A 25,891-nucleotide genomic window follows, 5' to 3' on the forward strand; every position below is an offset into this window, starting at 1 on the left:
CGCCCGGTTACATTCCGAACCCGGAAGCTAAGCCTTTCAGCGCCGATGGTACTGCAGGGGGGACCCTGTGGGAGAGTAGGACGCCGCCGAACAATTATTAGCCTCAACCCCCGGACTTTGTCCGGGGGTTGAGGCATTTTTGCGTTCTACGCTGTGGTCATGCGATACGACCTGGTCATCTTCGACAACGACGGTGTGCTCGTGGACAGTGAGCCCATCTCCAACGGCCTGCTGGCCGGCTATCTGACGGAGCTCGGGCATCCCACCACATACGAGGAGTCCGTGCGGGACTACATGGGGTCCGCCATGCACCGCATCCATGAGCTGGTCGAGGAGCGCAGTGGGCAGAGGCTGCCCGAGGAGTTCGACGACGTCTTCCACGCGCGCGTGTTCGCAGCGTTCCAGGCGGAGTTGAAGGCCGTGGCCGGGGCCGGGGGCGTGCTCAAGGGGCTGGCGGCGGCCGGTGTTCCGTACTGTGTGGCGTCCTCCGGGAGTCATGAGCGGATCCGGGTCGGTCACCGGAAGACCGGGCTCGATGTCCACTTCACGGACGAGACGATCTTCAGTGCCGAGGATGTGGGCCGGGGCAAGCCGTGGCCCGACCTGTTCCTGTACGCCGCCGAGCGGATGGGGGTGGCTCCCGAGCGGTGTGTGGTGGTCGAGGACAGCGGGCCAGGAGTGCAGGCGGCCCTGGCGGCCGGGATGGACGTGTACGGATTCACCGCCATGACGCCGGAGGCCAAGCTCAGCGGGGCCAAGGGGTTCTTCGACGAGATGGACGAGCTCCTCGCGATTTTGGGGCCCTGATCCATCTACCCAGCGGTAGGTTCCGGCCGTACGCTGTGCCGCCATGACGGATGCGCGGTTGAGGCGTGGGCGGGGATCCCTGGCGGTCAGTTTCTTCGTGCAGGGGGTCACCTTCGCCCTGCTCGTGACGCGAATACCGGCGATCCAGGACCAGTACGGGATCTCCGACGGGCTGCTGCCCGTGTTCCTGGCCGCTGTGCCGATCCTCGCGGGTGTGGCGAGTGTGTCGACCGAGAGGGTCGTCGCCCGGATGGGTCCCGCTGTGGTGCTGCGGTGGGCGCAGCCCTTCGTGCTGCTTGCCCTGCTCGCCGTGGGGCTGGGGTCCGAGCTCTGGCAGGCGGCGATCGCGCTCGGGCTGTTCGGTCTTGCCGTGGGGGCCCTGGACGCCTCGATGAACATGCTGGGGGTGAGTCTCCAGCGGGCGTACGGGCGGAGCATCATGCTCGGTTTCCACGCCTCGTACAGCCTCGGTGGGATCGCGGGGGCCTCGCTGGCCTGGGTGGGGGCGCACTGGCATCTGTCGCTGTTCGTGTCCTATCTGCCGGTGGTGGCCGTGCTGCTGCCCGCCGCGTTCGTCGGCAGCCGGTGGTACGTGGCCGGCGGGGAGCAGGCGGCGGGGGCGGAGGGCGTTAAGGGGAGCGGTGTCGTCTTCAAGGTGCTGCTGCCGCTCTGTCTCGTGATGACCTTCGCGTACATCGGGGACTCGACGGTCTCCAACTGGAGTGCCAAGTACCTCCAGGACGTGCTGCACAGCTCGGAGGAGCTGGCGACCGTGCCGTACAACGCGTACATGGTGACGACGCTGCTCGGGCGGGCCGTCGGGGACTTCGGGGTGCGGCGGCTCGGAGCCGTCGTGGTCGTGCGGGCGGGGGCGGTGCTCGCGGGGCTCGGGTTCGCGGTGGTCGCCGTGGCTCCGGGGGCCTGGGCGGGGATCGCCGGGTTCACGGTGCTCGGGTTCGGGCTGAGCGTGATCGTGCCGCAGACGTTCGCCGCGGCGGGGCGGTTGTTCCCCGGAGACAGTGACGCGGCGGTCGCGCGGCTCAACGTCTTCAACTACGTCGGGTTTCTCGTCGGGTCGCCGTTGGTGGGGGCGCTGGGGGACGCGTGGAGTTATCGGGCGGCGATGGTGGTGCCGATGGCGCTGGTCCTGGTGACGGTGGTGTATGCCACGTCGTTCGGTTCGCGGGAGGCCCGATACGGTGGCGGGCATGAGCGGCCGCGCACTGTTGATGTGGGATGAAGCTGTCACGCAGTACGACTTCGGGTCCGAGCATCCGATGGATCCGGTACGGCTCGCGCTGACGATGTCGCTGGTGCGGGCCTACGGGCTCGACCGGGCGGTCGACGTGGTGGCGGCGAAGCCGGCGGGGGACTCGACGCTGCGGCTCGTGCACCGCGAGGACTATGTGGCGGCGGTGCGGGCGGCCTCGGCGGATCCGCGCCACGCCGACCAGGCGTACGGGCTCGGCACGGTGGACGATCCGGCGTTCGCCGGGATGCACGAGGTGTCGGCGCTGATCGCCGGGCAGTCGGTGGGCGCGGCGGAGGCGATCTGGCGCGGGGAGGCCGCGCACGCGGTGAACTTCGCGGGCGGGCTGCACCACGCGATGCCGGGGTCGGCCTCCGGTTTCTGTATCTACAACGACGCCTCGCTCGCGATCGCCCGGCTGCTCGAGCTGGGCGCGGAGCGGGTGGCGTACGTGGATGTGGACGTGCACCACGGGGACGGGGTGCAGGCGGCGTTCTGGGAGGACCCGCGGGTTCTGACGGTGTCGTTGCACGAGCATCCGCGGACGCTGTTCCCGCAGACGGGGTGGCCCGAGGAGACGGGTGCGGCGGGGGCCGGTGAGGGCGGGGCCGTGAACGTGGCGCTGCCGGCGGGGACGGGGGACGCGGGGTGGGTGCGGGCCTTCCACGCGGTGGTGCCGGAGCTGCTCGCGGACTTCCGGCCGCAGGTGCTGGTGACGCAGCACGGGGCGGACACGCACTTCGAGGATCCGCTGGCGCATCTGGCGGTGTCGCTCGACGCGCAGCGGGCGGTGCAGGAGGCCTGTCACGAGCTGGCGCACGAGTACGCGGACGGGCGCTGGCTGGCGCTGGGCGGTGGTGGGTACGCCGTGGTGGACGTCGTACCGCGGTCGTGGACGCATCTGGTGGGGATCGCGGCGCATGCTCCGGTGGATCCGGAGTCGGTGATCCCGGCGTCCTGGCGGGACGAGGTGTACGCGCGGACGCGGCAGCTGGGGCCGGCGCGGATGACGGACGGGCGGTGGCCGGTGGGCTTCCGGGACTGGGCCGAGGGGTACGACCCGGCGGACCGGCTCGACCAGGCGGTGCTCGCGACGCGGAAGGCGGCTTTTCCGCTGCGGGGGCTGCTGGCCTAGGGGTCTTAGAACGTGCTCCTGGGCGTTACGCCGACTGTGGGGTGTCCGGGAGGTTTGGATCCCCGGTCGGCGGTGTTCGGGCAGCATCGGACGGGTGTTGAGTACCGGGGCGCTGCGGGCGCATCTGTTGGACGCGGGGTTGGCGGGCAGGGTGGCGACCTCGCGGGAGGAGAACCTGCGGAGCTATCGGCTCTTCGCGGCGCGTGATCCGCGGGTGCTGCTCGGGCTCGACCCGGCCTGGGGGTGGGACGAGGCCGGTCTGCTGCGGCTGATGGCGGACAAGTGCGGGGTGTCGGGGGATCCGGCGCACCGGTCGGGGCCGGACGTCATCGATCCGGAGCGTACGGTGCGGGGGCTCGACGCCTTCGCGGCGCGGCTGGGCGCGGCGGCCGCGCGGCGGGTTCCGGTGCTTCTCGGGACGGGGCATCCGCATCGTCTGCTCGGTTTCTACGTCGCTCTCGCAGACGCTTTGTCGGCGGCGGGATGTCTTGTCCTCACACCGGCGCAGGGGCGATGTGTCGACATAACGACCCGGTTCGGCGTACGCACGTACCTGTTGGACTACGTACGCGGGGTGGCTCTGGTACGGGAACCCGGACCGTCCGGGGACGGGCGCGCGCCGGGGGCGCACTCCCACTCGCCGCTGCCGGTTAGGGCCGCTCTGGAGAGCGCGGCGGAGTGCGGCGGGCCGCTGCCGGAGCTCGTGGTGGGAGACCACGGATGGGTCTGCGGGGCAGGTCAGCTGGGTATCGAGGCCATCGGTCTGGCCGATACGGATGATCCGGCGCTGTTCGTCGGTGAGGCGGAGGGGCAGGTGTCGGTGGCCGTTCCGCTTGATGACGGCGTGCGCTCCGCCTCGTACCTCCCGCTGACGCGCTATGTACTCAATCGAGCGTGTCTGTCACGGTAAACGGCCGATGGCAGCTCCTCTTCCCCACTCGTACCACCCGCCCCTAGTCTGGAGAGTGAGCGCTCGGCGACGAAGAGTCACCGGAGGGGAAGCCGGTGGGCGTCGCGGCGGAAGGTACAGGTGGGTCATGGCTGCTGGCGAACGACCTCTCAACGAGGTCAAGTTTCTGACCGTGGCGGAAGTCGCCTCGGTGATGCGCGTCTCGAAGATGACCGTGTACCGCTTGGTGCACAGCGGTCATCTGCCGGCGATCCGGGTGGGCAGGTCCTTCCGGGTGCCGGAACAGGCGGTTCACGAGTACCTGCGGGAGTCCTTCGTGGGGGTGGGGACCGCGTAGCGGGCGCGCCGGCGAAAAGCCGGAAAGCTCTGTATGGCCCTCGGATTACTTGCGCGGTGCTCGGGACGGTAGGCTAGGCCGACGTAGGTCGTGTGGGCCCAGACGCCCCGCACCGATCCCCGCCGGGAGGCGGGGATGTTCCGAGAAGTGAGCGAGGGTAGTCGTGGGCTCTGTTATCAAGAAGCGGCGCAAGCGGATGGCGAAGAAGAAGCACCGCAAGCTGCTCAAGCGCACGCGCGTTCAGCGTCGCAACAAGAAGTAAGGCGACAGCTGCTTCGCAGCGTTTGTGCGTCAGGCGTGGCCCTTCACCGTTCGCGGTGAAGGGCCACGCTTTTATCCCGTGGAAATGTCGAGGCGCTACGGTGTCGACCAAGGGGAGTGACGGACGGAAGGCGCTGCTTTGGGCAAGGTCGTGCTCGTCACCGGTGCCGCACGGCATCTGGGCGGCCGTTTCGTGCGGCGGATCCAGCGGGACCCGGAAGTCGAGCGGGTGATCGCCGTGGACGCGGTCGACCCCGCTCACCAGCTCGGCGCGGCCGAGTTCGTGCGGGCGGACATCCGCCGGCCCGAGATCGCCAAGGTCCTCGCCGAACACGACGTCGACACGGTGGTCCATCTGGACGTCACCGGAACGGCCCTCGGCGGCGGAGGCCGGACGTCGGTCAAGGAGACCAACGTCATCGGCACCATGCAGCTGCTCGGCGCCTGCCAGAAGTCGCCGCGGATCGGGCGCCTGGTGATCAAGTCCAGTACGAGCGTCTACGGCTCCGCGCCCCGGGACCCGGCCGTCTTCACCGAGACGACGCCCGCTAAGTCCCTGCCGAGCGGCGGCTTCGCGAAGGACGCCGTCGAGGTCGAGGGGTACGTACGGGGCTTCGCCCGGCGCCGGCCGGACGTGGCGGTGTGCGTGCTGCGGTTCGCGAACATCCTCGGGCCCCGGATCGACTCCCCGCTCGCCGAGTACCTGGCGCTGCCGGTGCTGCCGACCGTCCTCGGCTACGACCCGCGGCTGCAGTTCGTCCACGAGGACGACGTGATCGACGTCCTGCGCCTGGCGGCGCACGAGCCCCGCAGGGCGACCCAGAACAGCGGCACGTTCAACGTGGCCGGGGACGGGGTGCTGCTGCTCTCCCAGTGCGCGCGGCGGCTCGGGCGGCCGACGGTGCCGGTGCTGCTGCCCGCGGTCACCTGGGTGGGCACCGCGCTCCGTACGGTCGGGATCACCGACTTCGCGCCCGAGCAGATCCGGCTGCTCACCCACGGCCGGGTCGTCTCGACCGTCCAGACGCGGGAGGTCCTCGGCTTCTCGCCGCGCTACTCGACGGCGGAGGCGCTCGCCGACTTCGCGCGGGGGCGGGGACCGGGGCTGCTGCCGCCCGAGCTGCTCGCCGGGGCGGTGGACCGGCTCGCCGGGCGGCTCGCCCCCACTGACGCTTCCACCGTTCACCACGGCGCCTGAGGAGACCCGACTGCGATGGCGGACGCCAAGGTCATTCCGTTCGACGACGACCGCTCACGGGCCCGCCGGCGGCCCGTCAGGGCCGAGGGCGAGGCGGCGGCCGTACGGGCCCTGCCGGGGCCCAAGGAGGCGCCGGGGGAGCCGGAGGAGCCGGTCCCGGCCCCTGAGGGGGCGGAGGGGGCACGGGAGTCCGAGGCGCCCCCCGCCGCGAGCGGCTGGGAGCGGCGGCTCGCGGGCGGGCTCGCGTTCCTGCGGCGGCGGGTCACCGGCGAGTACGAGGTCGACGAGTTCGGCTACGACGAGGAGCTCACCGACCAGGTCCTGATGTCGCTTCTCCGCCCGCTGTACGAGAAGTACTTCCGGGTGGAGGTGAAGGGCGTCGAGAACATCCCGGCCGAGGGCGGGGCGCTGATCGTCGCCAACCACTCCGGGACCCTGCCGCTGGACGGGCTGATGATGCAGGTCGCCGTCCACGACCACCATCCGGCCGGGCGGCATCTGCGGCTGCTCGCGGCGGACCTGGTCTTCGTGCTGCCCGTCGTCAACGAGCTGGCCCGCAAGGCGGGTCACACGCTGGCCTGTGCGGAGGACGCGGAGCGGTTGCTGCGGGCCGGCGAGATCGTCGGGGTGATGCCGGAGGGCTTCAAGGGCATCGGGAAGCCGTTCGGCGAGCGGTACAAGCTCCAGCGGTTCGGGCGGGGCGGTTTCGTCTCGACGGCGCTGCGGGCCGGGGTGCCGATCGTGCCGTGCTCGATCGTGGGCGCGGAGGAGATATACCCGATGCTCGGGAACGCGAAGACCCTGGCGCGGCTGCTGGGCTTCCCGTACTTCCCGCTCACCCCGACCTTCCCGTGGCTGGGGCCGCTCGGGGCGCTGCCGTTGCCGACGAAGTGGACGATCCAGTTCGGTGAGCCGATCCCGACGGACTCGTTCGCGCCGGAGGCGGCGGAGGACCCGATGCTGATGTTCAACCTGACGGATCAGGTGCGGGAGCAGATCCAGCACACGCTCTACAAGCTGCTGGTGCAGCGGCGGTCGGTGTTCTTCTGAGCGGTGGTACGGAAGAAGGGGCGCCCCCCGTCCGTGGGGGCGCCCCTTCTTCTTGCTAGCGAGCGTCCTCGCTGTCGATGCCGAGGCCCGGAAGGAGGCCCGGCAGGAGTGGCGGAAGGGTCACGTCCGGCACGTCCGAGGTCGACTCGCCGCCCGTGGGGGCCGTCGGCGTGCCCGTCGGGGAGGGATTGAGCAGTCCACCGCTGCCGCCGAGGAGTCCGTCGTCCTCGGTCGAGCCGGCGCCGCTGGACGTGCTCGGGCTGGTGCCCGTGCTGGGCCCGGACGAGTGGGACGGGGCGGAGTGGCTGCCCGAGGGGGACGACTGGCCGGAGGGCGAACGCTGGGCGTCCGTGCCCTGGGTGTCCTTCGAGGCGCCGGGGCTGCTGCGGGGGCCCGTGGAGCCGACCGCGCCCCGCTCGGGGGTGCGGGGGAGCACCGACTGCAGCGGCTCGACGTCTTCGTCTATGGCGTCGAAGACGTCCGTGACCTCGCTGCCGACGTCCGCGAGTTGGACGGGGAGCCGGTCGCGGAGGCCGTTCCAGGTGTCGCGGTGGGCCTGGGCGAAGGAGTTGAGGCGGGCCATCGGGCCGATCTCGCCGTCCCGCTCGTACGCCTCGCGGAGCAGCCGGTGGCCCTCGGAGGCGTCGTGCTTCATGCCTCCCAGGACGCGGCGGATCTCGGCGAGGGACTCGTGGTCGAGTTCGCCGGCGCGGCCGCGCTCCATGAGCCGGCGGGCCTCGCTCAGGCGGGTGGAGGCCTGGTCGAGGTAGATGCCGCCGCGGTCCGCGTCGTCGTCCGCCATGCCCAGCTTGATGTCCTCCATGCCTCGCTTGAGTCCGTAGAGCGAGTCACCGGGGAGGGCGTCGGAACTGGCAGCGGCCACTCCGCCGAAGGCGCCCGCCGCCACACCGACCGTGAGGCCGCCTGCGGCGAGGCCCTTGGTCCAGCGGGACCGGGGGCGCAGTCTGCGGAGCGGGGACGCCCGGTGGGCTCCCTTGCCGCCGGCTGTCCGCTGCTCCGGGACCGTAGGGCCCGCGCCGGCGCTCCCCTCCATGAGCATCGCTTCCATGGCGGCGACGAGCTGGGCTCGCTGCACCACCTTGACCTCGGGGTCGAGCTGTGGCTTCGGCAGCTCGCCGAGGCCGTTCGCCAAGGCCAACAGCCGCCCCTGTTCGGCGGGTTCGGCCGGTTCCGCCGGGGCCTCGGGCTGCTCGGCCGCCGCGTCCTCGGACGCCCGGTCCTCCAGGGCCTGGGCGAAGGCGTTCGCCCGCCGGTGCACGTTCGCGATCACTGGCGGCACCTCCTCTCGTCATGACGGTCGACTCCCCGGGGTGTCCGGAAGGTTGCACACCTTGAGCACATCCACACGAAAGAGTGAGTGGCTGTGGACATGGCGTGACCACAGGGAGCCTGCATCCCGCACAACGAGCGGCGCGGCACTTGGGTTACGCGCGAAAGATGATCGGACCAGTGCGTCATCGGGGCGTCACCGACTGTGAGTTGGACGGGGGTAGTGGGGGCGTGGGGGGAGGGGCGGTCGTGGGGGCGCGGACCGGTGCGAAAGGGCGCGTGTGGGGGGCGCGGAGCGGTCAGCGGGCGTCGTCCGGGAGGAGGCGGGCCAGGGTGCGGACGGCCCGGTACTGGAGGGTCTTGATCGCGCCCTCGTTCTTGCCCATGACCCGGGCGGTCTCGGCGACCGAGAGGCCCTGCAGGAAGCGCAGGGTCACGCACTCCTGCTGCTGGGGGTTGAGGCGGCGGACGGCGTCGAGCAGCGCGGCGTTGGAGAGGGACTCCAGGACGGAGTCCTCGGGGCTGCGCTCGACCTCGTTGGCGTCGAGCATCTCGCCGGTGGTGACTTCCAGCCGGAAGCGGCTGGACTTGAAGTGGTCGGCGACCAGGTTCCGCGCGATGGTGACCAGCCAGGCGCCGAAGTCGCGGCCCTGCCAGGTGAAGGTGGAGATCCGGCGCAGGGCGCGCAGGAACGTCTCGCTCGTGAGGTCCTCCGCCGTCGCCTTCCCGCCGACCCGGTAGTAGATGTAGCGGTAGACCGTGTCGCTGTACTGGTCGTACAGGCGGCCGAAGGCCTCGGCCTCGCCCGCCTGGGCGCGCTCGACGAGGTCCATCATGCGGGCGCTGTCGCTGTCGGCGGTGGGGCGGCGGGCGGTGGTCGAGGTTCCGGAGCCGGAGCGTGCGCCCCGTCTGCTCACGGCGGCGCCGCCGTCGGCCAGGGCGTAGCAAGGGCCGGCGGGTGCCGGTGCGGCGAAGGCGAAGGCGGGGACAGGGCCGGCGTACGCGGTGGGGACGAAGCCGCGCAAGTGGTCGAGGACCGTTGCGCGCAGCGTAGCCAGGCCCGAGGTGTCAACCCCGACGTGTGGGTACACGGGACTCCCAGAGGCAGAGCTTCCATCACGTGCAGTGCGGGACCGTTCACCCGTCGTGGCGACGTGAGGGGTCCTTTGTGCGTCTGAGGAGAATAACGCTTCGTACAGGCAGCGCTACACCCAGTTGCTCAAATCACCGGTTACGTTGTTTCTGTTACTGCTTGTAGTCGCATCAGGGCGCAGTTCATGACCAGTTGTTGATCGAATTGCTTCCGAGTGTGACTGCGTGCGCGTTGCGTTGTGCTCAAGTGCGGGGCGCGTGAGTGAACGGGGCCGCTGCGGGGTAAGGAGGGCGGAATGCCCGGGAGTCGACCTGTGCGGTGCTGTTCGACCACGGACGGGTGAGCCCGCCTGGTCCCGGGTTGTCGCAGATGATCGCAGCCGAAACGTATCGGCAGGGCGGCAGCGCGCCGTAATACGTGATCTTCGTACGGCGCGTCAGTGCCGGCGGCGGTGCAGCGCGACCGCGGCGGCCGTGCCCCCGGCCAGCGCGCCCAGGCCCGCGGCCGCGGGGATGCCGACCTTCGCGGCCTTGCGGCCCGTCCGGTAGTCGCGCAGCCGCCAGTCCCGGGCCTTCGCGTGCCTGCGCAGCTTGGTGTCCGGGTTGATGGCGTACGGGTGTCCCACCAGCGACAGCATCGGGATGTCGTTGTGCGAGTCGCTGTAAGCGGCGCACCGGCCCAGGTCGAGGCCCTCGGCGGCGGCGAGAGCCCGTACCGCCTCGGCCTTCGCCGGTCCGTGCAGGGGCTCGCCGACCAGCTTGCCCGTGTAGACGCCGTCGACCGACTCGGCGACCGTGCCGAGCGCGCCGGTCAGACCGAGCCGGCGGGCGATGATCGTGGCCGTCTCGACCGGGGCCGCCGTGACCAGCCAGACCTTCTGGCCCGCGTCCAGGTGCGCCTGGGCGAGGCCGCGGGTCCCGGGCCAGATGCGGTCGGCCATGTACTCGTCGTAGATCTCCTCGCCGATCGACATCAGTTCGGAGACGCGGTGGCCCTTGACGATGGACAGGGCGCTGTCGCGGGCGTCCTGCATGTGCTCGGGGTCCTCGACGCCGGCGAGCCGGAACCAGGCCTGCTGCCAGGCGAAGCGCGCGAGTTCACGGCGCTGGAAGAACTTCCGCTTGTACAGGCCGCGGCCGAAGTGGAAGATCGCGGCGCCCTGCATCACGGTGTTGTCGAGATCGAAGAAGGCGGCCGCGCGCACGTCCCCGACGACCGGGAACTCGGGCTCGGCGGCCTCGGGTTCGGCGGCGGCGGACTCCTCGCGCTCCAGTTCCAGCTGGAGCGAGGACTTGCGCGCCGCCTCGGCGGCGGCCTCGCCTGCCAGGACGCTGCGCGCGGTGGCGGAGCGCCTACGGGGGGTGAGCCATCCCAGAGCGGCCATGCCGTTGAGCATAGCCAGTCTGTTCGGTACTTCCCGACTTGTGAGGATGCCGGGGTGTGAACAGTGGGGGACTCCCCTGTTACCCGGCGCCAGAATGGACGTCATGTTCGGACGTACGAAGAAGAAGGACGCCGGAGCGAAGCGCGATCCCGCGTCGCGCACCGTGACGTTGATCGGCAAGCCGGGATGCCATCTCTGCGACGACGCCCGGGCGGTGATCGAGGCCGTCTGCGCGGAGACCGGAGCATCCTGGGAGGAGAAGGACATCACCCTGGACGAGGAGCTCCACCGGGCCTACTGGGAGCAGATCCCCGTGGTTCTCGTCGACGGCGAGCAGCACACCTTCTGGCGCGTGGACGCCGGACGGCTCCGGCGCGAACTGGGTGCGTGACCGAAAGGCGGTTACCATCGTGGACGTTTTGTTGGGTTTCGGGGGCGGCATCGTGAGGAGAGTGTGCGGCTTTGCCCCCTTCGGGATCTCAACGCTCTGACACGCTCCGCGGTTCCGCGACGATACGAACCGGCCGCGTGACCCCGGTCACTTTGGGCAGACAAAACGGACACCATCTTTGTGCACGCGTTCACAAAGACATAGCCTGCATTCGACGGGGCGGTCTTGGGACATATGGCCGCCTGCAGCCCCGCTCATCCCGCAGGAGCACCGTGGCAACTGGCCGAACTCACCGACCGGCGACCCGTAGCCGAGGAATTCCCGAGGCCACCGTCGCCCGGCTTCCGCTGTATCTGCGCGCACTGACCGCGCTCTCGGAGCGCTCCGTACCCACGGTCTCCTCCGAGGAGCTCGCGGCCGCGGCGGGGGTCAACTCCGCGAAGCTGCGCAAGGACTTCAGCTACCTCGGCTCGTACGGCACCCGCGGTGTCGGCTACGACGTCGAGTACCTCGTCTACCAGATCTCCCGCGAGCTCGGGCTCACCCAGGACTGGCCCGTCGTCATCGTCGGCATCGGTAACCTCGGCGCCGCCCTCGCCGGCTACGGCGGCTTCGCCTCCCGCGGCTTCCGCGTCGCCGCGCTCATCGACGCCGACCCCGCCATGACCGGCAAGCCGGTCGCCGGGATCCCCGTCCAGCACAGCGACGACCTCGAGAAGATCATCAGCGAGGACGGCGTCTCCATCGGCGTCATCGCCACCCCGGCCGGCGTCGCCCAGCAGGTCTGCGACCGGCTCGTCGCCGCCGGAGTCACCTCCATCCTGAACTTTGCCCCGACCGTGCTCTCCGTGCCCGACGGCGTGGACGTGCGCAAGGTCGACCTCTCCATCGAGCTGCAGATCCTCGCCTTCCACGAGCAGCGCAAGGCCGGCGAGGAGCCGGGCGCCGAAGAGGGCCTCGCCGCCGAAGCCGCCGCCGAGCCCGAGGCCGCCACGGCCGTCGTGCCGCCGGCCCCCCGCGGCGCCACCGGCGGCACCGGCCGTAAGGGACCCGACGGGGACGTCCCCGCGGTGATGCCGGCATGAGCCTCCTCGTCGTCGGACTGAGCCACCGCAGCGCCCCGGTCTCCATCCTGGAGCGGGCCTCGCTGTCGGCGGACACCCAGGCCAAGCTCCTCCAGGACACCCTCGCCGCCGAACCGGCCGCCGAGGCCACCGTCCTGGCCACCTGCAACCGCATCGAGCTCTACGCCGACGTGGACAAGTTCCACGCCGGCGTCGCCGAGCTGTCCACGCTGCTCGCCCAGCACAGCGGCGTCGGCCTGGACGAGCTCACTCCTTATCTCTATGTGCACTACGAGGACCGGGCCGTCCACCACCTCTTCTCGGTGGCCTGCGGCCTCGACTCCATGGTCGTCGGCGAGGGCCAGATCCTCGGCCAGATCAAGGACACCCTCGCCCTCGGCCAGGACCTCCACACCGCGGGCCGGCTCCTCAACGACCTGTTCCAGCAGGCCCTGAGGGTCGGCAAGCGCGCCCACAGCGAGACCGGGATCGACCGCGCCGGGCAGTCGCTCGTCACCTTCGGCCTGGAGCAGCTCGCCCACGGCACCGACGTCGAGACCTGGGCCAAGGGCAAGAAGGCCCTCGTCATCGGCGCCGGCTCGATGTCCTCGCTCGCCGCCGCCACCCTCGCGCGCTCCGGCGTCTCCGAGATCGTCATCGCCAACCGCACCCTGGCCCGCGCCGAGCGGCTCGCGCAGATCCTCACCGAGCCCGGAGGAACGGGAGTGGCCGCACGAGCGGTCCAGATGGTTGCCGTCGGCGACGAACTGACACGTGCCGACGTCGTCGTCTCCTGCACCGGCGCCACCGGACTCGTCCTCACCGGCGAAGCCGTCGAGGACGCCGTCCAGGGCCGCCGCGGAGCCCCGCTCTTCCTGCTCGACCTCGCCATGCCCCGCGACATCGACGCCGCCGCCCACCGCATCCCCGGTGTCCGGCTCGTCGACATCGAGTCGCTCGCCGAGGCCTCCGCCGACGCGCCCATGGCCGCCGACGTCGACCAGGTCCGGGGCATCGTCTCCGACGAGGTCGCCGCCTTCGGCGCCGCCCAGCGCGCCGCCCACATCACCCCGACCGTCGTCGCCCTGCGCACGATGGCCGCCGAGGTGGTCGCGGGCGAGGTCGCCCGCCTCGAAGGCCGCCTCCCCGGCCTCGACGACAAGCAGCGCGCCGAGATCACCCAGACCGTGCGCCGCGTCGTCGACAAGCTCCTGCACGCGCCGACCGTGCGGGTCAAGCAGCTCGCCAGCGAGCCCGGCGGCGCCGGGTACGCGGACGCGCTGCGGACACTCTTCGACCTCGACCCGGAGACGGTGGCATCTGTCAGCCGGGCCGACCTGAATGACGCCGACGTCAAGAACCGAGGGCGAGTATGACCGAGAGGGCACTGAGGCTCGGGACCAGGCGCAGCAAGCTCGCCATGGCCCAGTCCGGGCATGTGGCCGACGCGGTCCGGCAGCTGACCGGCCGGCCCGTCGAGCTCGTGGAGATCACGACGTACGGGGACACCTCCCGGGAGCACCTGGCGCAGATCGGCGGCACCGGCGTCTTCGTCGCCGCGCTGCGCGACGCGCTGCTCGCCGGCGAGGTGGACTTCGCCGTGCACTCCCTGAAGGACCTGCCGACCGCACAACACCCCGACCTGGTGCTGGCCGCGATCCCGTCGCGCGAGGACACGCGCGACGTACTGATCGCGGGCGAGGGCGTCACGCTGGCCACGCTGCCCAAGGGCGCGCGCGTCGGCACCGGCTCCCCCCGGCGCATGGCGCAGCTCCACGCGTACGCACGCAACCACGGCCTGGACATCACCTGCGTCCCCATCCGCGGCAACGTCGACACCCGTGTCGGCTACGTCCGCAAGGGCGAGCTGGACGCGGTCGTCCTGGCCGCGGCCGGACTCAACCGCATCGGCGGGACCGACGAGCTCCTCGGCGGCCTGTCCGCCGAGCCGCTGGCCGTCGACACCGTCCTGCCCGCCCCCGGCCAGGGGGCCCTGGCCGTCGAATGCCTGGCGTCGAACACCGAACTCGTCGCCGCGCTCGCGCCGCTCGACGACCCGCACACGCGGGCCGCCGTGACCGCCGAGCGATCCCTGCTCGCCGCCCTGGAGGCCGGCTGCTCCGCACCCGTGGGTGCGCTGGCCGACCTGCTGGCCGACGACCCCGGTCACGGGCAGGTTGTCACCGAAATGCGCCTGCGCGGCGTCGTCGGCACCACCGACGGCTCGACGCTGGTGCAGCTGTCCACCACCGGACCCGTACCCACCTCGCACGACGAGGCCCTGGCGCTCGGACGCGAACTCGCGGACGAGATGCTCGCCAAGGGTGCGGCCGGTCTTATGGGGGAGCGAGCACTTTGAGCCCCACCAGCCCGACCACCAGCCCCCTGTCCCCGGCCTTCGCGGGCCATGGGCACGTCACGTTCCTCGGCGCAGGCCCGGGCGACCCCGGACTCCTGACCCTCAGGGCCGTCGAGGCCCTCGCGGGCGCGGACGTCCTGATCGCCGAGCCGGAGGTGCTCGAGGTCGTTCGCGGCCATGCGCGCGTGGGGGTGAGCACGCCTGAGCTGACGGTCGTTGACGAGGCGTCAACAACCGCCGGTGTCCCCGTGTTGAGGGATGCCGCCAATCTTGTCATGGAGGCCGCGCGGGGCGGCAGGCGGGTCGTCCGTGCGGTGACCGGCGACCCCGGCCTCGACGGGAACGCCGGAGCCGAGATGCTCGCCTGCGCCGCCGAAGGCATCCCCTTCGAGGTCGTCCCCGGCGTCGCCACCGCCGTCGGCGTGCCCGCCTACGCCGGTGTGCCGCTGCGCGACGCCCAGGGCACCGACGTGCGCTTCGTCGACGCGCGCACCGCCGACGAGCGGTGCTGGGCCGAGGTCGGTGCCTCGGACGGCACCGTCGTCGTCTCCACGTCCCTCGACTCGGTCGCCGCCGCGGCCGGTGAGCTGGTGGCGGCTGGCCGTAAGCCGGACACCCCGCTCACCGTCACCATCGCAGGCACGACGACCCGCCAGCGCACCTGGAACGCGACGCTCGGGACCATCGCCCAGGTCTTCAAGCAGGGCAAGGTCCTCCCCTCGCCCGAGGGCCACCGGCCGGTCATAGCCGTGGTCGGCGAGCGCAGCGCCCCGGCGCAGCGGGACCAGCTGTCGTGGTTCGAGTCGAAGCCGCTCTTCGGGTGGCGGGTCCTCGTGCCGCGCACCAAGGAGCAGGCCGCGTCGCTCTCCGACCAGCTGCGTTCGTACGGCGCCGTGCCGCACGAGGTGCCGACCATCGCCGTCGAGCCGCCGCGCACCCCGCAGCAGATGGAGCGGGCGGTCAAGGGGCTCGTCACCGGACGGTACGAGTGGATCGCCTTCACCTCGGTGAACGCGGTCAAGGCTGTACGGGAGAAGTTCGAGGAGTACGGGCTCGATGCCCGCGCCTTCGCCGGGATCAAGGTCGCGGCGGTCGGCGAGCAGACCGCGGCGGCGCTCGTGGACTTCGGTGTGAAGCCGGACCTCGTGCCGTCGGGCGAGCAGTCCGCGGCGGGGCTCCTCGAGGACTGGCCGCCGTACGACCCGGTCTTCGACCCGATCGACCGTGTCTTCCTGCCGCGCGCCGACATCGCCACCGAGACGCTGGTCGCGGGGCTCATCGAGCTCGGCTGGGAGGTCGACGACGTCACCGCCTACCGGACCGTGCGCGCGTCGCCGCCGCCGGCGGACACCCGGGAGGCGATCAAGGGCGGCGGGTTCGACGCGGTGCTCTTCACGTCCTCTTCCACTGTGCGGAACCTGGTCGGTATCGCCGGCAAGCCGCACAACGTGACCGTGATCGCCTGCATCGGGCCCGCCACGGCGAAGACGGCCGAGGAGCACGGGCTCCGGGTCGACGTGCTCTCGCCCGAGCCGTCCGTCCACAAGCTCGCCGAGGCGCTGGCGGACTTCGGGCTCCGGCGGCGGGAGTCCGCGCTGGAGGCCGGGGATCCGGTGACGCGGCCGAGTGAGCGGCGGCCGGGGGCGCGGAGGCGTCGGACGACGTAGGGGGTTGTGTGGGGCGCGGGTCCGTTTTTGCGGGCCCGCGCCCGTTTGCGTTGTGGGCGGTGCCCCGCTGCCCGTGTGGGCCCGCGCCCTGGCGGGCGTCGCCTACGCCCCGTGTGGGCAATCGTCCCGCAGGGCGGGACGGGTGGGCACACGGGACGGCGCCCTTTAGCGGCGCCTCCGCGTTCCGCGCCTGGGCCCGCACGTGTTGTACGGCACCCCGTGGTGCGGGTCAGGGCGCGGGAGCCTCTGGCGCCGGCAAGGGCGCCGTTCCGTTGTGCCCACCCGTTCCGCCCCTTGCGGAACGCCTGCCCACAACGGGGCGGAACGCCTGCCCACAACGGGGGGTGAGGTATGCCCACAACGTGTTGGTAAGGGCACTCCGTTCGCGGGCGTAGCCTCGGGTTATGAACTCGTACGGATCCTTTCCCGGGGCGCGGCCGCGGCGGCTGCGGACGACTCCTGCCCTGCGCCGGATGGTGGCCGAGACGCGGCTGCATCCCGCCGACCTGATCCTGCCCGCGTTCGTACGCGAGGGGATCACCGAGCCCGTTCCGATCCAGGCCATGCCCGGCGTCGTCCAGCACACCCGGGACACCCTGCGGAAGGCCGCCGTCGAGGCGCTGGAGGCCGGCGTCTCCGGGATCATGCTCTTCGGCGTGCCGGAAGACGCCAAGAAGGACGGCGCCGGCACCGCCGGGACCGACCCCGACGGGATCCTCCAGGTCGCCATCCGCGACGTGAAGGCCGAGGTCGGCGACGAGCTCGTCATCATGTCCGACCTCTGCCTCGACGAGTTCACCGACCACGGCCACTGCGGCGTCCTCGACGCCGACGGCCGCGTCGACAACGACGCCACGCTGGAACGTTACGCCGAGATGGCCCAGGTCCAGGCCGACGCCGGCGTCCACGTCGTCGGCCCCTCCGGGATGATGGACGGCCAGGTCGGCGTCATCCGCGACGCCCTGGACACCATCGGCAAGGAGGACGTGTCCATCCTCGCGTACACCGCGAAGTACTCCTCCGCCTTCTACGGTCCCTTCCGCGAGGCCGTCGGCTCCTCCCTCAAGGGCGACCGCAAGACCTACCAGCAGGACCCAGCCAACCTCCGCGAGTCCATGCGCGAGCTCGCGCTCGACCTGGAGGAGGGCGCCGACATGGTCATGGTCAAGCCCGCCGGGCCCTACCTCGACGTGCTCGCCAAGGTCGCGGCCTCTGTCGACGTGCCCGTCGCCGCCTACCAGATCAGCGGCGAGTACTCCATGGTCGAAGCCGCCGCCGAGAAGGGCTGGATCGACCGCGACAAGGCCATCCTGGAGACCCTCACCGGCATCCGCCGCGCCGGCGCCCAGATGATCCTCACCTATTGGGCGACCGAGGCGGCCCAGAAGCTGTCCGGCGGGCGCTAGTCCCACCAGAAGGTCCACACCGGAGCCTCCAGCACGGCCTTCCGGGCGTACTCACGCAGCGTGGGGGTGTCACAGTTCCCCTGCGTGATGTTGTCCGGGGAGAACGCGAAGTGCTCCGCCGCCACCGCCTCGGCCTCCTCCGGAGTCCGGGGCGGTGCCGCCACCGACACCACCAGCTGGTCGAAGGTCAGCGCGACGACCCGGACTCCGAAACGGTCCTCCCAGGAGCGCAGCACCGTACCCAGGCGGGCCACGTCGTTCTCGTGGTTCATCGGCCCGCCCCAGCCGATGACCGCCGGTATGTCGGCGCTCCGCCGTGCCGGGACCAGCGCCGGGCGCGCGCCCGCGAGCCAGGAGCCCGGCTTCGTCAGCGCCTCGGCGACGGAGGCTGCCGCCCGGTCGGGGTCCGTACGAAGCGGCAGCGCCGGAGCCAGGCCCGGCCAGCCGGCCGTGAAGGGGGCGATGATCTCCCCGTACCCCGGCTGCTTGCCGAACAGGTCCTCCACCGCCGCGGTCATCCCCGGGTCCCGCGCCTCCTCCGGTATCTCCGAGGCGGCGTAGTACTCCCAGTACTCGGCGAGGACCTCCTCGGCGTCATGATCCGCCGGGTCGCTCATCCGCTCCGGCTCCAGCTCCCAGCCGTCCAAGTCCCACGTGCCGCCCAGCAGCACCGGCAACAGCCCCGCCGTCCGCGCCGCCGGGCGCAGCGCGCTCCACGTGGCCGGGCCCGCCGGGCCGGCGCCCGACCAGAGGTACGGGTCGTCCGCCGGGCCCGTGAGGGTGCCCGGCGGCAGGTCGAGGCCGAGGGAACGGCCGGTCGGATCGGACGCGAGCCGGGGCAGCTGGTTCGGGATCATCGCCATGATCAGAACGTAGAGGGCACCACTGACAACGGGGCGAGTGGTGGGGCGGCACCGCTCGGCGCACCCTGGAGTGGTAGCCGACAGGTACCTCGGTGGAGGTGGTCCTCATGATGCACACGCTTGTCGGATGGCATGTGGAGATGGAGTTCAAGGAGGAGGGCGACCGGACGCGGGCCGCGGCCATGGTCCGGCTCACCGACGGCACCGAGTTCCGGGCCCACGGCACCGCGAACCGGCACCCCTCCGATCCGGACCAGCTGCGCGTGGGCGAGGAGATCGCCGGCGCCCGGGCCCTCATGGACCTCGCCTCGCAGCTGCTCCAGAAGGCCCACAAGGAGATCGACGAGGTGTCCGGCCGGACCTCGCACGCCATTCGTTGACGGAACGGTGACAGCGAAGCCCCCGGCACGGGGGTTCCCGTACCGGGGGCTTCGTCGTCGAGGCCTCGTCGAGGCCTCAGAGGCGCTCGGGCGTCCTGATGCCGAGCAGGGCCATGCCCTGGTGCAGCGTGCGGGCCGTCAGGTCGATCAGGAACAGCCGGTTCTCCCTCTGCTCCTGCGTGTCCGCCTTCACGACCGGGCACTGGTCGTAGAAGGCCGTCAGGTGCGAGGCCAGCCCGTAGAGGTACGCGGCCAGCTTGTGCGGCGCGTACTCCTCCGCCACCTCGGCGACCGCGGCGCCGAACTGGTCCAGGTGCAGACCGAGCGCGCGCTCCGCCGGGGCCAGCTCCAGCTCCCGGTGGGCCGTCGGCACGGCGTCCCCGGCGTTCCGCTTGATCGACTGGATACGCGCGTACGCGTACTGGATGTACACCGACGTGTCGCCGTTCAGCGACACCATCTGGTCCAGGTCGAACTTGTAGTCGCGCACGGCGGAGGTCGACAGGTCGGCGTACTTCACCGCGCCGATGCCGATCTGCGCGCCGTTCTCGACGATCTCCTGCTCGGTGAGAGCGATCTTCTCGTTGTTCTTCTCGCGCACGACCTCGGTCGCACGGTCGATCGCCTCGTCCAGCAGATCCACCAGCCGGACCGTCTCGCCCTCACGGGTCTTGAACGGCTTGCCGTCCTTGCCCAGGACCGTGCCGAAGGCCAGCTGGACGGCCTTCACCTCGTCGTTCAGCCAGCCGGCCCGGCGGGCCGTCTCGAAGACCATCTTGAAGTGCAGCGACTGACGGGCGTCCACCACGTACAGCAGGGAGGTCGCCTTCAGGTTCTGCACGCGGTCGCGGATCGCCGACAGGTCCGTCGCCGCGTACCCGAAGCCGCCGTCGGACTTCTGGACGATCAGCGGCACCGGGTTGCCGTCCGGGCCCTTCACGTCGTCGAAGAACACGCACAGCGCCCCCTCGGAGCGGACGGCGACGCCCGACTCCTCCAGGATGCGGCAGGTCTCCTGCAGCATGTCGTTGTAGCCGGACTCGCCGACGACGTCGCCGTCCCGGATGTCCATGTCCAGCTTGTCGAAGACCGAGTAGAAGTAGATCTTCGACTCGTCGACGAACCGCTGCCAGAGCGCCAGGGTCTCCTCGTCGCCCGCCTGGAGGTCCACGACCCGGGCACGCGCCCGCGTCTTGAACTCCTCGTCGGCGTCGAACAGGGCCCGCGAGGCCTTGTACAGCCGGTTCAGGTTCGACATGGCCTCCTCGCCGGAGACCTCCGCCTCCGACGAGTGGTCCAGCTCGTGCGGGTGCTCGATCAGGTACTGGATGAGCATGCCGAACTGGGTGCCCCAGTCGCCGATGTGGTGGCGCCGGACCACCGTCTCACCGGTGAACTCAAGGATCTCGACCATCGCCGCGCCGATCACCGCCGACCGCAGGTGGCCGACGTGCATCTCCTTCGCCACGTTCGGCTGGGCGTAGTCGATGACCGTCGTGCCCGCCGACTCGCTGAACGGCACGCCCAGACGCGCGTCCGCCGCACGGGCCGCGAGGGTGTCGATGATCGCCGCGTCCGTCACCGTGATGTTCAGGAAGCCGGGGCCCGAGACCTCGATCTCCTTCAGCACGTCGTTCGCCGGGATCGCCTCGACGACCTTCGTCGCCAGCTCACGCGGATTGCCCTTGAGCTGCTTGGCCAGCGCCAGGATGCCGTTGGCCTGGAAGTCGGCCCGGTCGCTTCGTCGCAGCAGCGGGTCGGCGGACGCGGCATCCGGCAGAGCCGCCGAGAGGCCGTCCGCGAGGCGCTGCTGCACGGTCGAAGCGAGGGAAGGGACCGAGGCCATGAGCTTCCGTTCCTGTTGAGTCCGTCAGGTCTATTTCGCTTGTCAAGTGTCCCATGGGAGAGCAACGTGATTTCCTCCCCCTGTGGACAGACCTCGGGCTGTGGACAACCTCCGAGTCCGTCGTTCCGTCTGGGACAATGGCAGGCGTAGAGCCGTAAGGCTTGAGGCTTCAAGAAAGAAGGACGTACCGACCGTGGCTCAGAGCAGCACCGAGACCGACTGGGTCTCCCGTTTCGCGGACGAGGTCATCGCCGAGTCGGAGCGACGTGCGCCTGGCAAACCGGTCGTCGTCGCCTCCGGCCTCTCCCCGTCCGGCCCGATCCACCTCGGCAACCTCCGCGAGGTCATGACCCCGCACCTGGTCGCCGACGAGATCCGCCGCCGTGGACACGAGGTCCGGCACCTCATCTCCTGGGACGACTACGACCGCTACCGCAAGGTGCCGAACGGCATCGAGGGCATCGACGCGTCCTGGGCCGAGCACATCGGCAAGCCGCTGACCTCCGTCCCGGCCCCCGCCGGCTCGCCCCACCCGAACTGGGCCGAGCACTTCAAGGCCGCCATGGTCGAGTCGCTCGCCGAGCTGGGCGTCGAGTACGACCCCATCAGCCAGACCGAGCAGTACACGGCCGGCGCGTACCGCGAGCAGATCCTGCACGCGATGAAGCACCGCGCCGACATCGACGCCATCCTCGACCAGTACCGGACGAAGAAGGCCCCGAAGAAGCAGTCCCAGAAGCCCGTCGACGAGGCCGAGCTGGAGGCCGAGGAGGGCTCCGGCGCCGCCGCCGAGGACGACGGCTCCGGCGGCGCCTCCGGCTACTTCCCGTACAAGCCCTACTGCGGGCAGTGCGAGAAGGACCTCACCACGGTCACCTCGTACGACGACGAGACCACCGAGCTCGCCTACACCTGCACCAGCTGCGGCTTCGCCGAGACCGTCAAGCTCAGCGAGTTCAACCGCGGCAAGCTGGTCTGGAAGGTCGACTGGCCCATGCGCTGGGCCTACGAGGGCGTCATCTTCGAGCCCTCCGGCGTCGACCACTCCTCGCCCGGCTCCTCCTTCCAGGTCGGCGGCCAGATCGTCCGCATCTTCGACGGCGTCCAGCCCATCGGCCCCATGTACGCCTTCGTCGGCATCAGCGGCATGGCCAAGATGTCCTCCTCGAAGGGCGGCGTGCCCACCGCGGCCGACGCGCTCAAGATCATGGAGCCCCAGCTCCTGCGCTGGCTCTACGCCCGCCGCAGGCCCAACCAGTCCTTCAAGATCGCCTTCGACCAGGAGATCCAGCGGCTGTACGACGAGTGGGACAAGCTCGAGGCCAAGGTCGCCGACGGCTCCGTCCTCCCGGCGGACGCGGCGGCGCACTCCCGTGCCGCCCGCACCGCCGCCGGCGAGCTGCCGCGCACCCCGCGCCCCCTCCCGTACCGCACGCTCGCCTCCGTCATGGACATCACGGCCGGACACGACGAGCAGACCCTCCGGATCCTGACGGAGCTCGACCCCGAGAACCCCGTCACCACCCTCGACGAGGTCCGGCCCCGCCTCGACCGCGCCGAGAACTGGATCACCAACCAGGTCCCGGCCGACCAGCGCACCATCGTCCGCGACGAGCCCGACACCGAGCTCCTCGGCTCCCTCGACGACGAGGGCCGCGAATCGCTCCGCCTCCTCCTGGACGGCCTCGACACCCACTGGTCGCTCGACGGGCTCACCACCCTCGTCTACGGCGTCCCGAAGGTCATGGCCGGCCTCGACCCCGAGGCGAAGCCCACGCCCGAGCTGAAGCTCGCCCAGCGCGCCTTCTTCGCCCTGCTCTACAAGCTCCTCGTCAGCCGCGAGACCGGCCCGCGTCTGCCGACGCTGCTGCTCGCGGTGGGCGCGGAGCGGGTCAGGAAGCTGCTCGGCGCCTGACGCCGTGAAAAAAGGGGCCGCCACCCGGATTCCTCCGGATGGCGGCCCCTTTCGCGTACGCCCTACGGGGTGTCCACGTCGGCCCTCGCCTGCTGGACCCGCTGCTGCGCCGCCGGCACCGCCTGCCGCAGCAGATCGATGTCCGACGCCGGGAACTCCGGCAGCCCGTACTGCTCGGCCACCAGCCGCGCCAGCTCGGCCTCGGCCGGGAACCGCTCGTGCTCGAGCACGTACGAACCCATGACCTTGTAGACGACGTCCTCGAACTCGTCGTTCCGCGGCTCCGGCTCCTCCACGTACTCCGGGTACTCCACGAACTCCTCCGGACCCGCCGGAGGGACATCCTCCGGCCCCTGCGGCACCGGCACCGGCATGGGCTCGAGGCCTTCCACGATCTGCGGGTTGTACGTGCCCTCGTACGACTCCGGGGAGACCTGCGAGGCGTCGAACCACGGACTCTCGTGATTCACCGGCCCCACCGGCACCGGGCCCTGCGCCTGCCCCGGCACCTGGGCCTGGCCCGGCACGGGCACCTGGCCCGGGACCTGGCCCGGCACCTGCACCTGGCCCGGGACCTGCGCCTGCGCCGGCAGCGCCGCCTGCTGGGGCAGCGCCGGCGCCACCGGCTGCGCCACGGACGACACCTGCGGATCCGCCGGAAGGACCGCCGGCTCGATCCCCGCCGCCGCCAGACCCGCCGGAGACGTCTCCGCCAGCGGCACCCCGTACCGGGCGAGACGCAGCGGCATCAGCGCCTCCACCGGCGCCTTCCGCCGCCACCCACGCCCGAAGCGCGCCTGCAGCCGGGCCTGGTAGATCAGCCGCTCCTGCTCCAGCTTGATCACCTGCTCGTACGAACGCAGCTCCCACAGCTTCATCCGCCGCCACAGCCGGAACGTCGGCACCGGCGACAACAGCCAGCGCGTGATCCGCACGCCCTCCATGTGCTTGTCGGCCGTGATGTCCGCGATCCGCCCCACGGCGTGCCGCGCGGCCTCCACCGCCACCACGAACAGCACCGGGATCACCGCGTGCATCCCCACACCCAGCGGGTCCGGCCACGCCGCGGCACCGTTGAACGCGATCGTCGCGGCCGTCAGCACCCACGCCGTCTGACGCAGCAGCGGGAAGGGGATCCGCAGCCAGGTCAACAGCAGGTCCAGAGCGAGCAGCACACAGATGCCCGCGTCGATGCCGATCGGGAAGAAGTACGAGAAGGTGCCGAAGCCCTTCTGCAGAGCGAGCTCGCGCACAGCGGCGTACGAACCCGCGAAACCGATCCCCGCGATGATCAGCGCACCGCCGATGACGAGGCCGATGAGTATTCGGTGTGTGCGTGTCAGCTGCATCGCGGCCACCCGCGATCCCCTCCCGTCAATCGACATCCGGCGCGCACAGACTGGCACATGTGCGCGAAGCCCGACCCTCGGGGGAGGGACGGGCTCCGCACGAACAGCTCCGTCTGTGCTGTTTTGTGACTACTTGTTGGCTGCCGCGACCGCGGCGACCGCCTCCTTGGCCGCCTTCGCCGCACCGTCCACGATCGTCCGCTCCGACGGCGTGTCGGCACCCGCGTAACCGGCACCGTTGTACGACAGCAGCACCAGCACGTTCCCCGTACGCGCCACGATCGACGCGTACACGAAGTCCTCGTTCGTCTTCCGCACCTGGTACGTGACCGTCTTCGCCTCGTCACCGATGCCCGACGCCGTGAACGTACGCAGCTTCTTCGCGCCCTCGGTCCCCTGCACCTTCGCGAGCTCCTTCGCGAGGTTCTCCTGCGCCCGCTCCTGCCCGCTGCCGAGCACCGCGTCGGAGTCGTAACGGTAGAAGGACACATCCAGCCAGCGGTACTGCGAACCCTTCACGCCCTTGTCGTCCAGACCGTTCCACGAGCAGCCACCACGGCTGGTCAGGTCACTCGACGGAGCCGGCGTGCCGTTCTTCGTCTTCGCCTTCGGCACGAGCGAACCGGTCGTCTTCGCCGAGATCGCCTTGCAGACCTCGGGCAGCTTCGCGAACTTCGCCGGCTCGACCGCCTTCGTCGACTGCGACGGCGAGGGCGCCACGGACGCCGACGCCGACGTCTTGTCCTGACCCCCGCCCTCCGCCTTGCCCGAGTCGCCGGAGTCCGAGGAGCACCCCGCGGCGACGAGCATCACCGGGACGGCGGCGCAGGCGAGTATGCGGGAGAGTCGCGTTCGCTGAGCTGATCGCTGCATGGTTCCTTCAGTCGCTTGTCGTACGGTCCGGCCGACACGTTACGTGGTCGCCCTCCGCTCACGGAGCGGATGCGAGCGGCTACTCCTCAAGCCGCTCCGCGAGCTGCCGGGCCAGATTCCGGGCCTTTTCCTGCAGTTCCGCGCTGTCCGGGGCCTCCGCCGAACCCGTCGTCTGCTCCTGGTAGGACACCGTCACGATCACGTTCGATGTGCGGAACACCACGCTGACAGCACGCTGATGGCTGCTCGCACCCACCGTGCTGAGCACGTCGTCGACGTACGCGACGTCCCCGAGGCCGTCGAGGACACGCGGCTCCAGACCGGTGGCGGCCGGGTCCGGGGAGCCCGTGGGCTGCTTGCCCGGCGGGGTCGTGGCGGCGGCGGGCCTGCCCGTGCCGGAAGGGGTTCCGCCGGGCGTACCCGTGGGGGTCCCCGTCGGGGTGGGCGCGGCCGTCGTCGGCACCGGGATGCCCGCCGCCAGCTGCTTGCGGACGTACACCTCCTGCGCCCGGTCGTCGTCGCTGACGGCCGCGTCGTACGACACCACCCGCTCGATGTCCAGCGAGAGCCGGTGCGAGGCGTCCGGGGTGTCGGCCTTCCACGTGCAGCCGACGCGCCGGTCCGTGTCGTACGTGACGGCAGCGACGCCCCGGTACGCCTGCTCGCGCTCGGGCTCCGGCAGCGCGGCGGCGCCGGGGAGCAGGTCCTTGAGGGTGGCCTGGGCGACGGCGCCGCAGGGCTCGAAGAGGGTGCGGTAGCGGCCGGGGGGTGCGACGGGGGTGGCGGCCGCGCCGGCCTTGGCGTCGACGGCGATGTCGTCGGCGGGGGTGCCGGCGGAGCAGGCGGTGAGGCCGGCGCCCAGGCCGAGGCCGAGGGCGAGGGCGACGGCGGTGCGTGCCGTGGACCCGGTGCGGCCGGGTGCGTACCTCTTTCGCTGCACGGTCCCAGGCTCCCTTCACCCGAAGTCTTTCCCGAAAACTGTTTGCCGCGCGAACCCGGCCGGTGGACACAATGTCTATCGCACACGCAGCTGTTGATGCCGGTCCGCTGTCACCTGTACGGGC

24 protein-coding genes and 1 rRNA gene are annotated in these 25,891 nt (G+C 71.1%); 17 read left to right on the forward strand and 8 right to left on the reverse strand.

All coding sequences use genetic code 11. From position 1 onward, the window contains the following. From rrf to ABT041_RS27205, 9 genes are all read left to right on the forward strand, one after another. Window positions 1-92 (forward strand): 5S ribosomal RNA (gene rrf, locus ABT041_RS27165); the annotation flags it as partial. 67 nt (window positions 93-159) lie between these two features. Beyond that, window positions 160-807: an HAD family hydrolase gene (locus ABT041_RS27170; RefSeq protein ID WP_351188909.1), complete on the forward strand. Its 648-nt coding sequence runs from the start codon at window positions 160-162 to the stop codon at window positions 805-807. A 43-nt stretch (window positions 808-850) separates the two neighbouring features. Continuing rightward, entirely contained in the window at window positions 851-2,047 is a 1,197-nt protein-coding gene (locus ABT041_RS27175; protein WP_351188911.1) for an MFS transporter, read from the forward strand. Continuing rightward, on the forward strand, window positions 2,016-3,191 hold the full coding sequence (locus ABT041_RS27180) for an acetoin utilization protein AcuC (RefSeq protein WP_351188914.1): 1,176 nt from the start codon (window positions 2,016-2,018) through the stop codon (window positions 3,189-3,191). The genes ABT041_RS27175 and ABT041_RS27180 overlap by 32 nt, the downstream gene beginning before the upstream one ends. Before the next feature lie 94 nt (window positions 3,192-3,285). Next, complete coding sequence (locus tag ABT041_RS27185) at window positions 3,286-4,101, forward strand: phosphatase (RefSeq protein ID WP_351188916.1); 816 nt, start codon at window positions 3,286-3,288, stop codon at window positions 4,099-4,101. Between the two features lie 127 nt (window positions 4,102-4,228). Further along, on the forward strand, window positions 4,229-4,438 hold the full coding sequence (locus ABT041_RS27190) for a helix-turn-helix domain-containing protein (RefSeq protein ID WP_015034391.1): 210 nt from the start codon (window positions 4,229-4,231) through the stop codon (window positions 4,436-4,438). A 163-nt stretch (window positions 4,439-4,601) separates the two neighbouring features. Beyond that, window positions 4,602-4,700, forward strand: a complete 99-nt coding sequence (locus ABT041_RS27195) for a 30S ribosomal protein bS22 (RefSeq protein WP_003948845.1) — start codon at window positions 4,602-4,604, stop codon at window positions 4,698-4,700. Between the two features lie 138 nt (window positions 4,701-4,838). Further along, window positions 4,839-5,897, forward strand: a complete 1,059-nt coding sequence (locus ABT041_RS27200; RefSeq protein WP_351188919.1) for an NAD-dependent epimerase/dehydratase family protein — start codon at window positions 4,839-4,841, stop codon at window positions 5,895-5,897. Window positions 5,898-5,912: 15 nt separating this feature from the next. Further along, entirely contained in the window at window positions 5,913-6,947 is a 1,035-nt protein-coding gene (locus ABT041_RS27205) for a lysophospholipid acyltransferase family protein (RefSeq protein ID WP_351188921.1), read from the forward strand. 55 nt (window positions 6,948-7,002) lie between these two features. Here the strand turns inward: ABT041_RS27205 and ABT041_RS27210 are convergent, their stop codons facing one another. From ABT041_RS27210 to ABT041_RS27220, 3 genes are all read right to left on the reverse strand, one after another. Then, window positions 7,003-8,238, reverse strand: coding sequence for a DUF5667 domain-containing protein (locus tag ABT041_RS27210; RefSeq protein ID WP_351188924.1), 1,236 nt, complete (start codon window positions 8,236-8,238; stop codon window positions 7,003-7,005). A gap of 298 nt (window positions 8,239-8,536) precedes the next feature. Next, window positions 8,537-9,328, reverse strand: a complete 792-nt coding sequence (locus tag ABT041_RS27215) for an ECF subfamily RNA polymerase sigma factor, BldN family (RefSeq protein WP_351188926.1) — start codon at window positions 9,326-9,328, stop codon at window positions 8,537-8,539. Window positions 9,329-9,766: 438 nt separating this feature from the next. Continuing rightward, window positions 9,767-10,714 (reverse strand): HAD family hydrolase, encoded by a 948-nt coding sequence (locus ABT041_RS27220; RefSeq protein WP_351188929.1) that lies wholly within the window; start codon window positions 10,712-10,714, stop codon window positions 9,767-9,769. Between the two features lie 94 nt (window positions 10,715-10,808). Here ABT041_RS27220 and ABT041_RS27225 point away from each other — a divergent pair, with 94 nt between their 5' ends. The 6 genes from ABT041_RS27225 to hemB all read left to right on the forward strand — a co-directional run bounded on the left by ABT041_RS27225 (window position 10,809) and on the right by hemB (window position 17,601). Next, window positions 10,809-11,105 (forward strand): glutaredoxin family protein, encoded by a 297-nt coding sequence (locus ABT041_RS27225; RefSeq protein ID WP_351188932.1) that lies wholly within the window; start codon window positions 10,809-10,811, stop codon window positions 11,103-11,105. A gap of 272 nt (window positions 11,106-11,377) precedes the next feature. After that, window positions 11,378-12,190, forward strand: a complete 813-nt coding sequence (locus ABT041_RS27230) for a redox-sensing transcriptional repressor Rex (protein ID WP_351188935.1) — start codon at window positions 11,378-11,380, stop codon at window positions 12,188-12,190. Further along, a complete protein-coding gene (locus ABT041_RS27235) occupies window positions 12,187-13,545 on the forward strand; it encodes a glutamyl-tRNA reductase (protein ID WP_351188937.1) in 1,359 nt (452 codons plus the stop codon). Before ABT041_RS27230 ends, ABT041_RS27235 begins: the two co-directional genes overlap by 4 nt. Beyond that, entirely contained in the window at window positions 13,542-14,528 is a 987-nt protein-coding gene (gene hemC / locus ABT041_RS27240) for a hydroxymethylbilane synthase (RefSeq protein ID WP_351188940.1), read from the forward strand. The genes ABT041_RS27235 and hemC overlap by 4 nt, the downstream gene beginning before the upstream one ends. Next, window positions 14,525-16,195, forward strand: coding sequence for a bifunctional uroporphyrinogen-III C-methyltransferase/uroporphyrinogen-III synthase (locus ABT041_RS27245; protein ID WP_351188942.1), 1,671 nt, complete (start codon window positions 14,525-14,527; stop codon window positions 16,193-16,195). The genes hemC and ABT041_RS27245 overlap by 4 nt, the downstream gene beginning before the upstream one ends. A gap of 404 nt (window positions 16,196-16,599) precedes the next feature. Further along, a complete protein-coding gene (gene hemB / locus ABT041_RS27250) occupies window positions 16,600-17,601 on the forward strand; it encodes a porphobilinogen synthase (protein WP_351188945.1) in 1,002 nt (333 codons plus the stop codon). Here hemB and ABT041_RS27255 read toward each other — a convergent pair. After that, complete coding sequence (locus tag ABT041_RS27255; RefSeq protein WP_351188948.1) at window positions 17,598-18,464, reverse strand: DUF4253 domain-containing protein; 867 nt, start codon at window positions 18,462-18,464, stop codon at window positions 17,598-17,600. The two genes, hemB and ABT041_RS27255, sit on opposite strands and share 4 nt — an antisense overlap. Window positions 18,465-18,574: 110 nt before the next feature. On the opposite strand from ABT041_RS27255, the gene ABT041_RS27260 reads away from it, so the two are divergent. Further along, on the forward strand, window positions 18,575-18,844 hold the full coding sequence (locus tag ABT041_RS27260) for a DUF1876 domain-containing protein (RefSeq protein WP_116165466.1): 270 nt from the start codon (window positions 18,575-18,577) through the stop codon (window positions 18,842-18,844). Window positions 18,845-18,920: 76 nt separating this feature from the next. On the opposite strand, the gene argS is transcribed toward ABT041_RS27260, so the two are convergent. After that, window positions 18,921-20,690 carry an arginine--tRNA ligase gene (gene argS / locus ABT041_RS27265; protein ID WP_351188951.1) on the reverse strand — a complete coding sequence of 590 codons (1,770 nt, stop codon included), beginning with the start codon at window positions 20,688-20,690 and terminating at the stop codon, window positions 18,921-18,923. Window positions 20,691-20,883: 193 nt separating this feature from the next. On the opposite strand from argS, the gene lysS reads away from it, so the two are divergent. Further along, a complete protein-coding gene (lysS, locus tag ABT041_RS27270) occupies window positions 20,884-22,605 on the forward strand; it encodes a lysine--tRNA ligase (protein WP_351188954.1) in 1,722 nt (573 codons plus the stop codon). A 62-nt stretch (window positions 22,606-22,667) separates the two neighbouring features. Here lysS and ABT041_RS27275 read toward each other — a convergent pair whose 3' ends face one another. The 3 genes from ABT041_RS27275 to ABT041_RS27285 form a co-directional block, all read right to left on the reverse strand. Beyond that, complete coding sequence (locus ABT041_RS27275; protein ID WP_351188957.1) at window positions 22,668-23,954, reverse strand: DUF2637 domain-containing protein; 1,287 nt, start codon at window positions 23,952-23,954, stop codon at window positions 22,668-22,670. Between the two features lie 129 nt (window positions 23,955-24,083). Continuing rightward, window positions 24,084-24,827: a DUF3558 domain-containing protein gene (locus tag ABT041_RS27280; protein ID WP_351188959.1), complete on the reverse strand. Its 744-nt coding sequence runs from the start codon at window positions 24,825-24,827 to the stop codon at window positions 24,084-24,086. Window positions 24,828-24,906: 79 nt separating this feature from the next. Then, the gene (locus ABT041_RS27285; protein WP_351188962.1) at window positions 24,907-25,767 is read right to left on the reverse strand and encodes a DUF3558 domain-containing protein; all 861 of its coding nucleotides are present in this window, start codon (window positions 25,765-25,767) and stop codon (window positions 24,907-24,909) included. Window positions 25,768-25,891: the final 124 nt, after the last annotated feature.

The organism is Streptomyces sp. NPDC002825 (genome assembly GCF_040295385.1).
Lineage (GTDB): Bacteria > Actinomycetota > Actinomycetes > Streptomycetales > Streptomycetaceae > Streptomyces.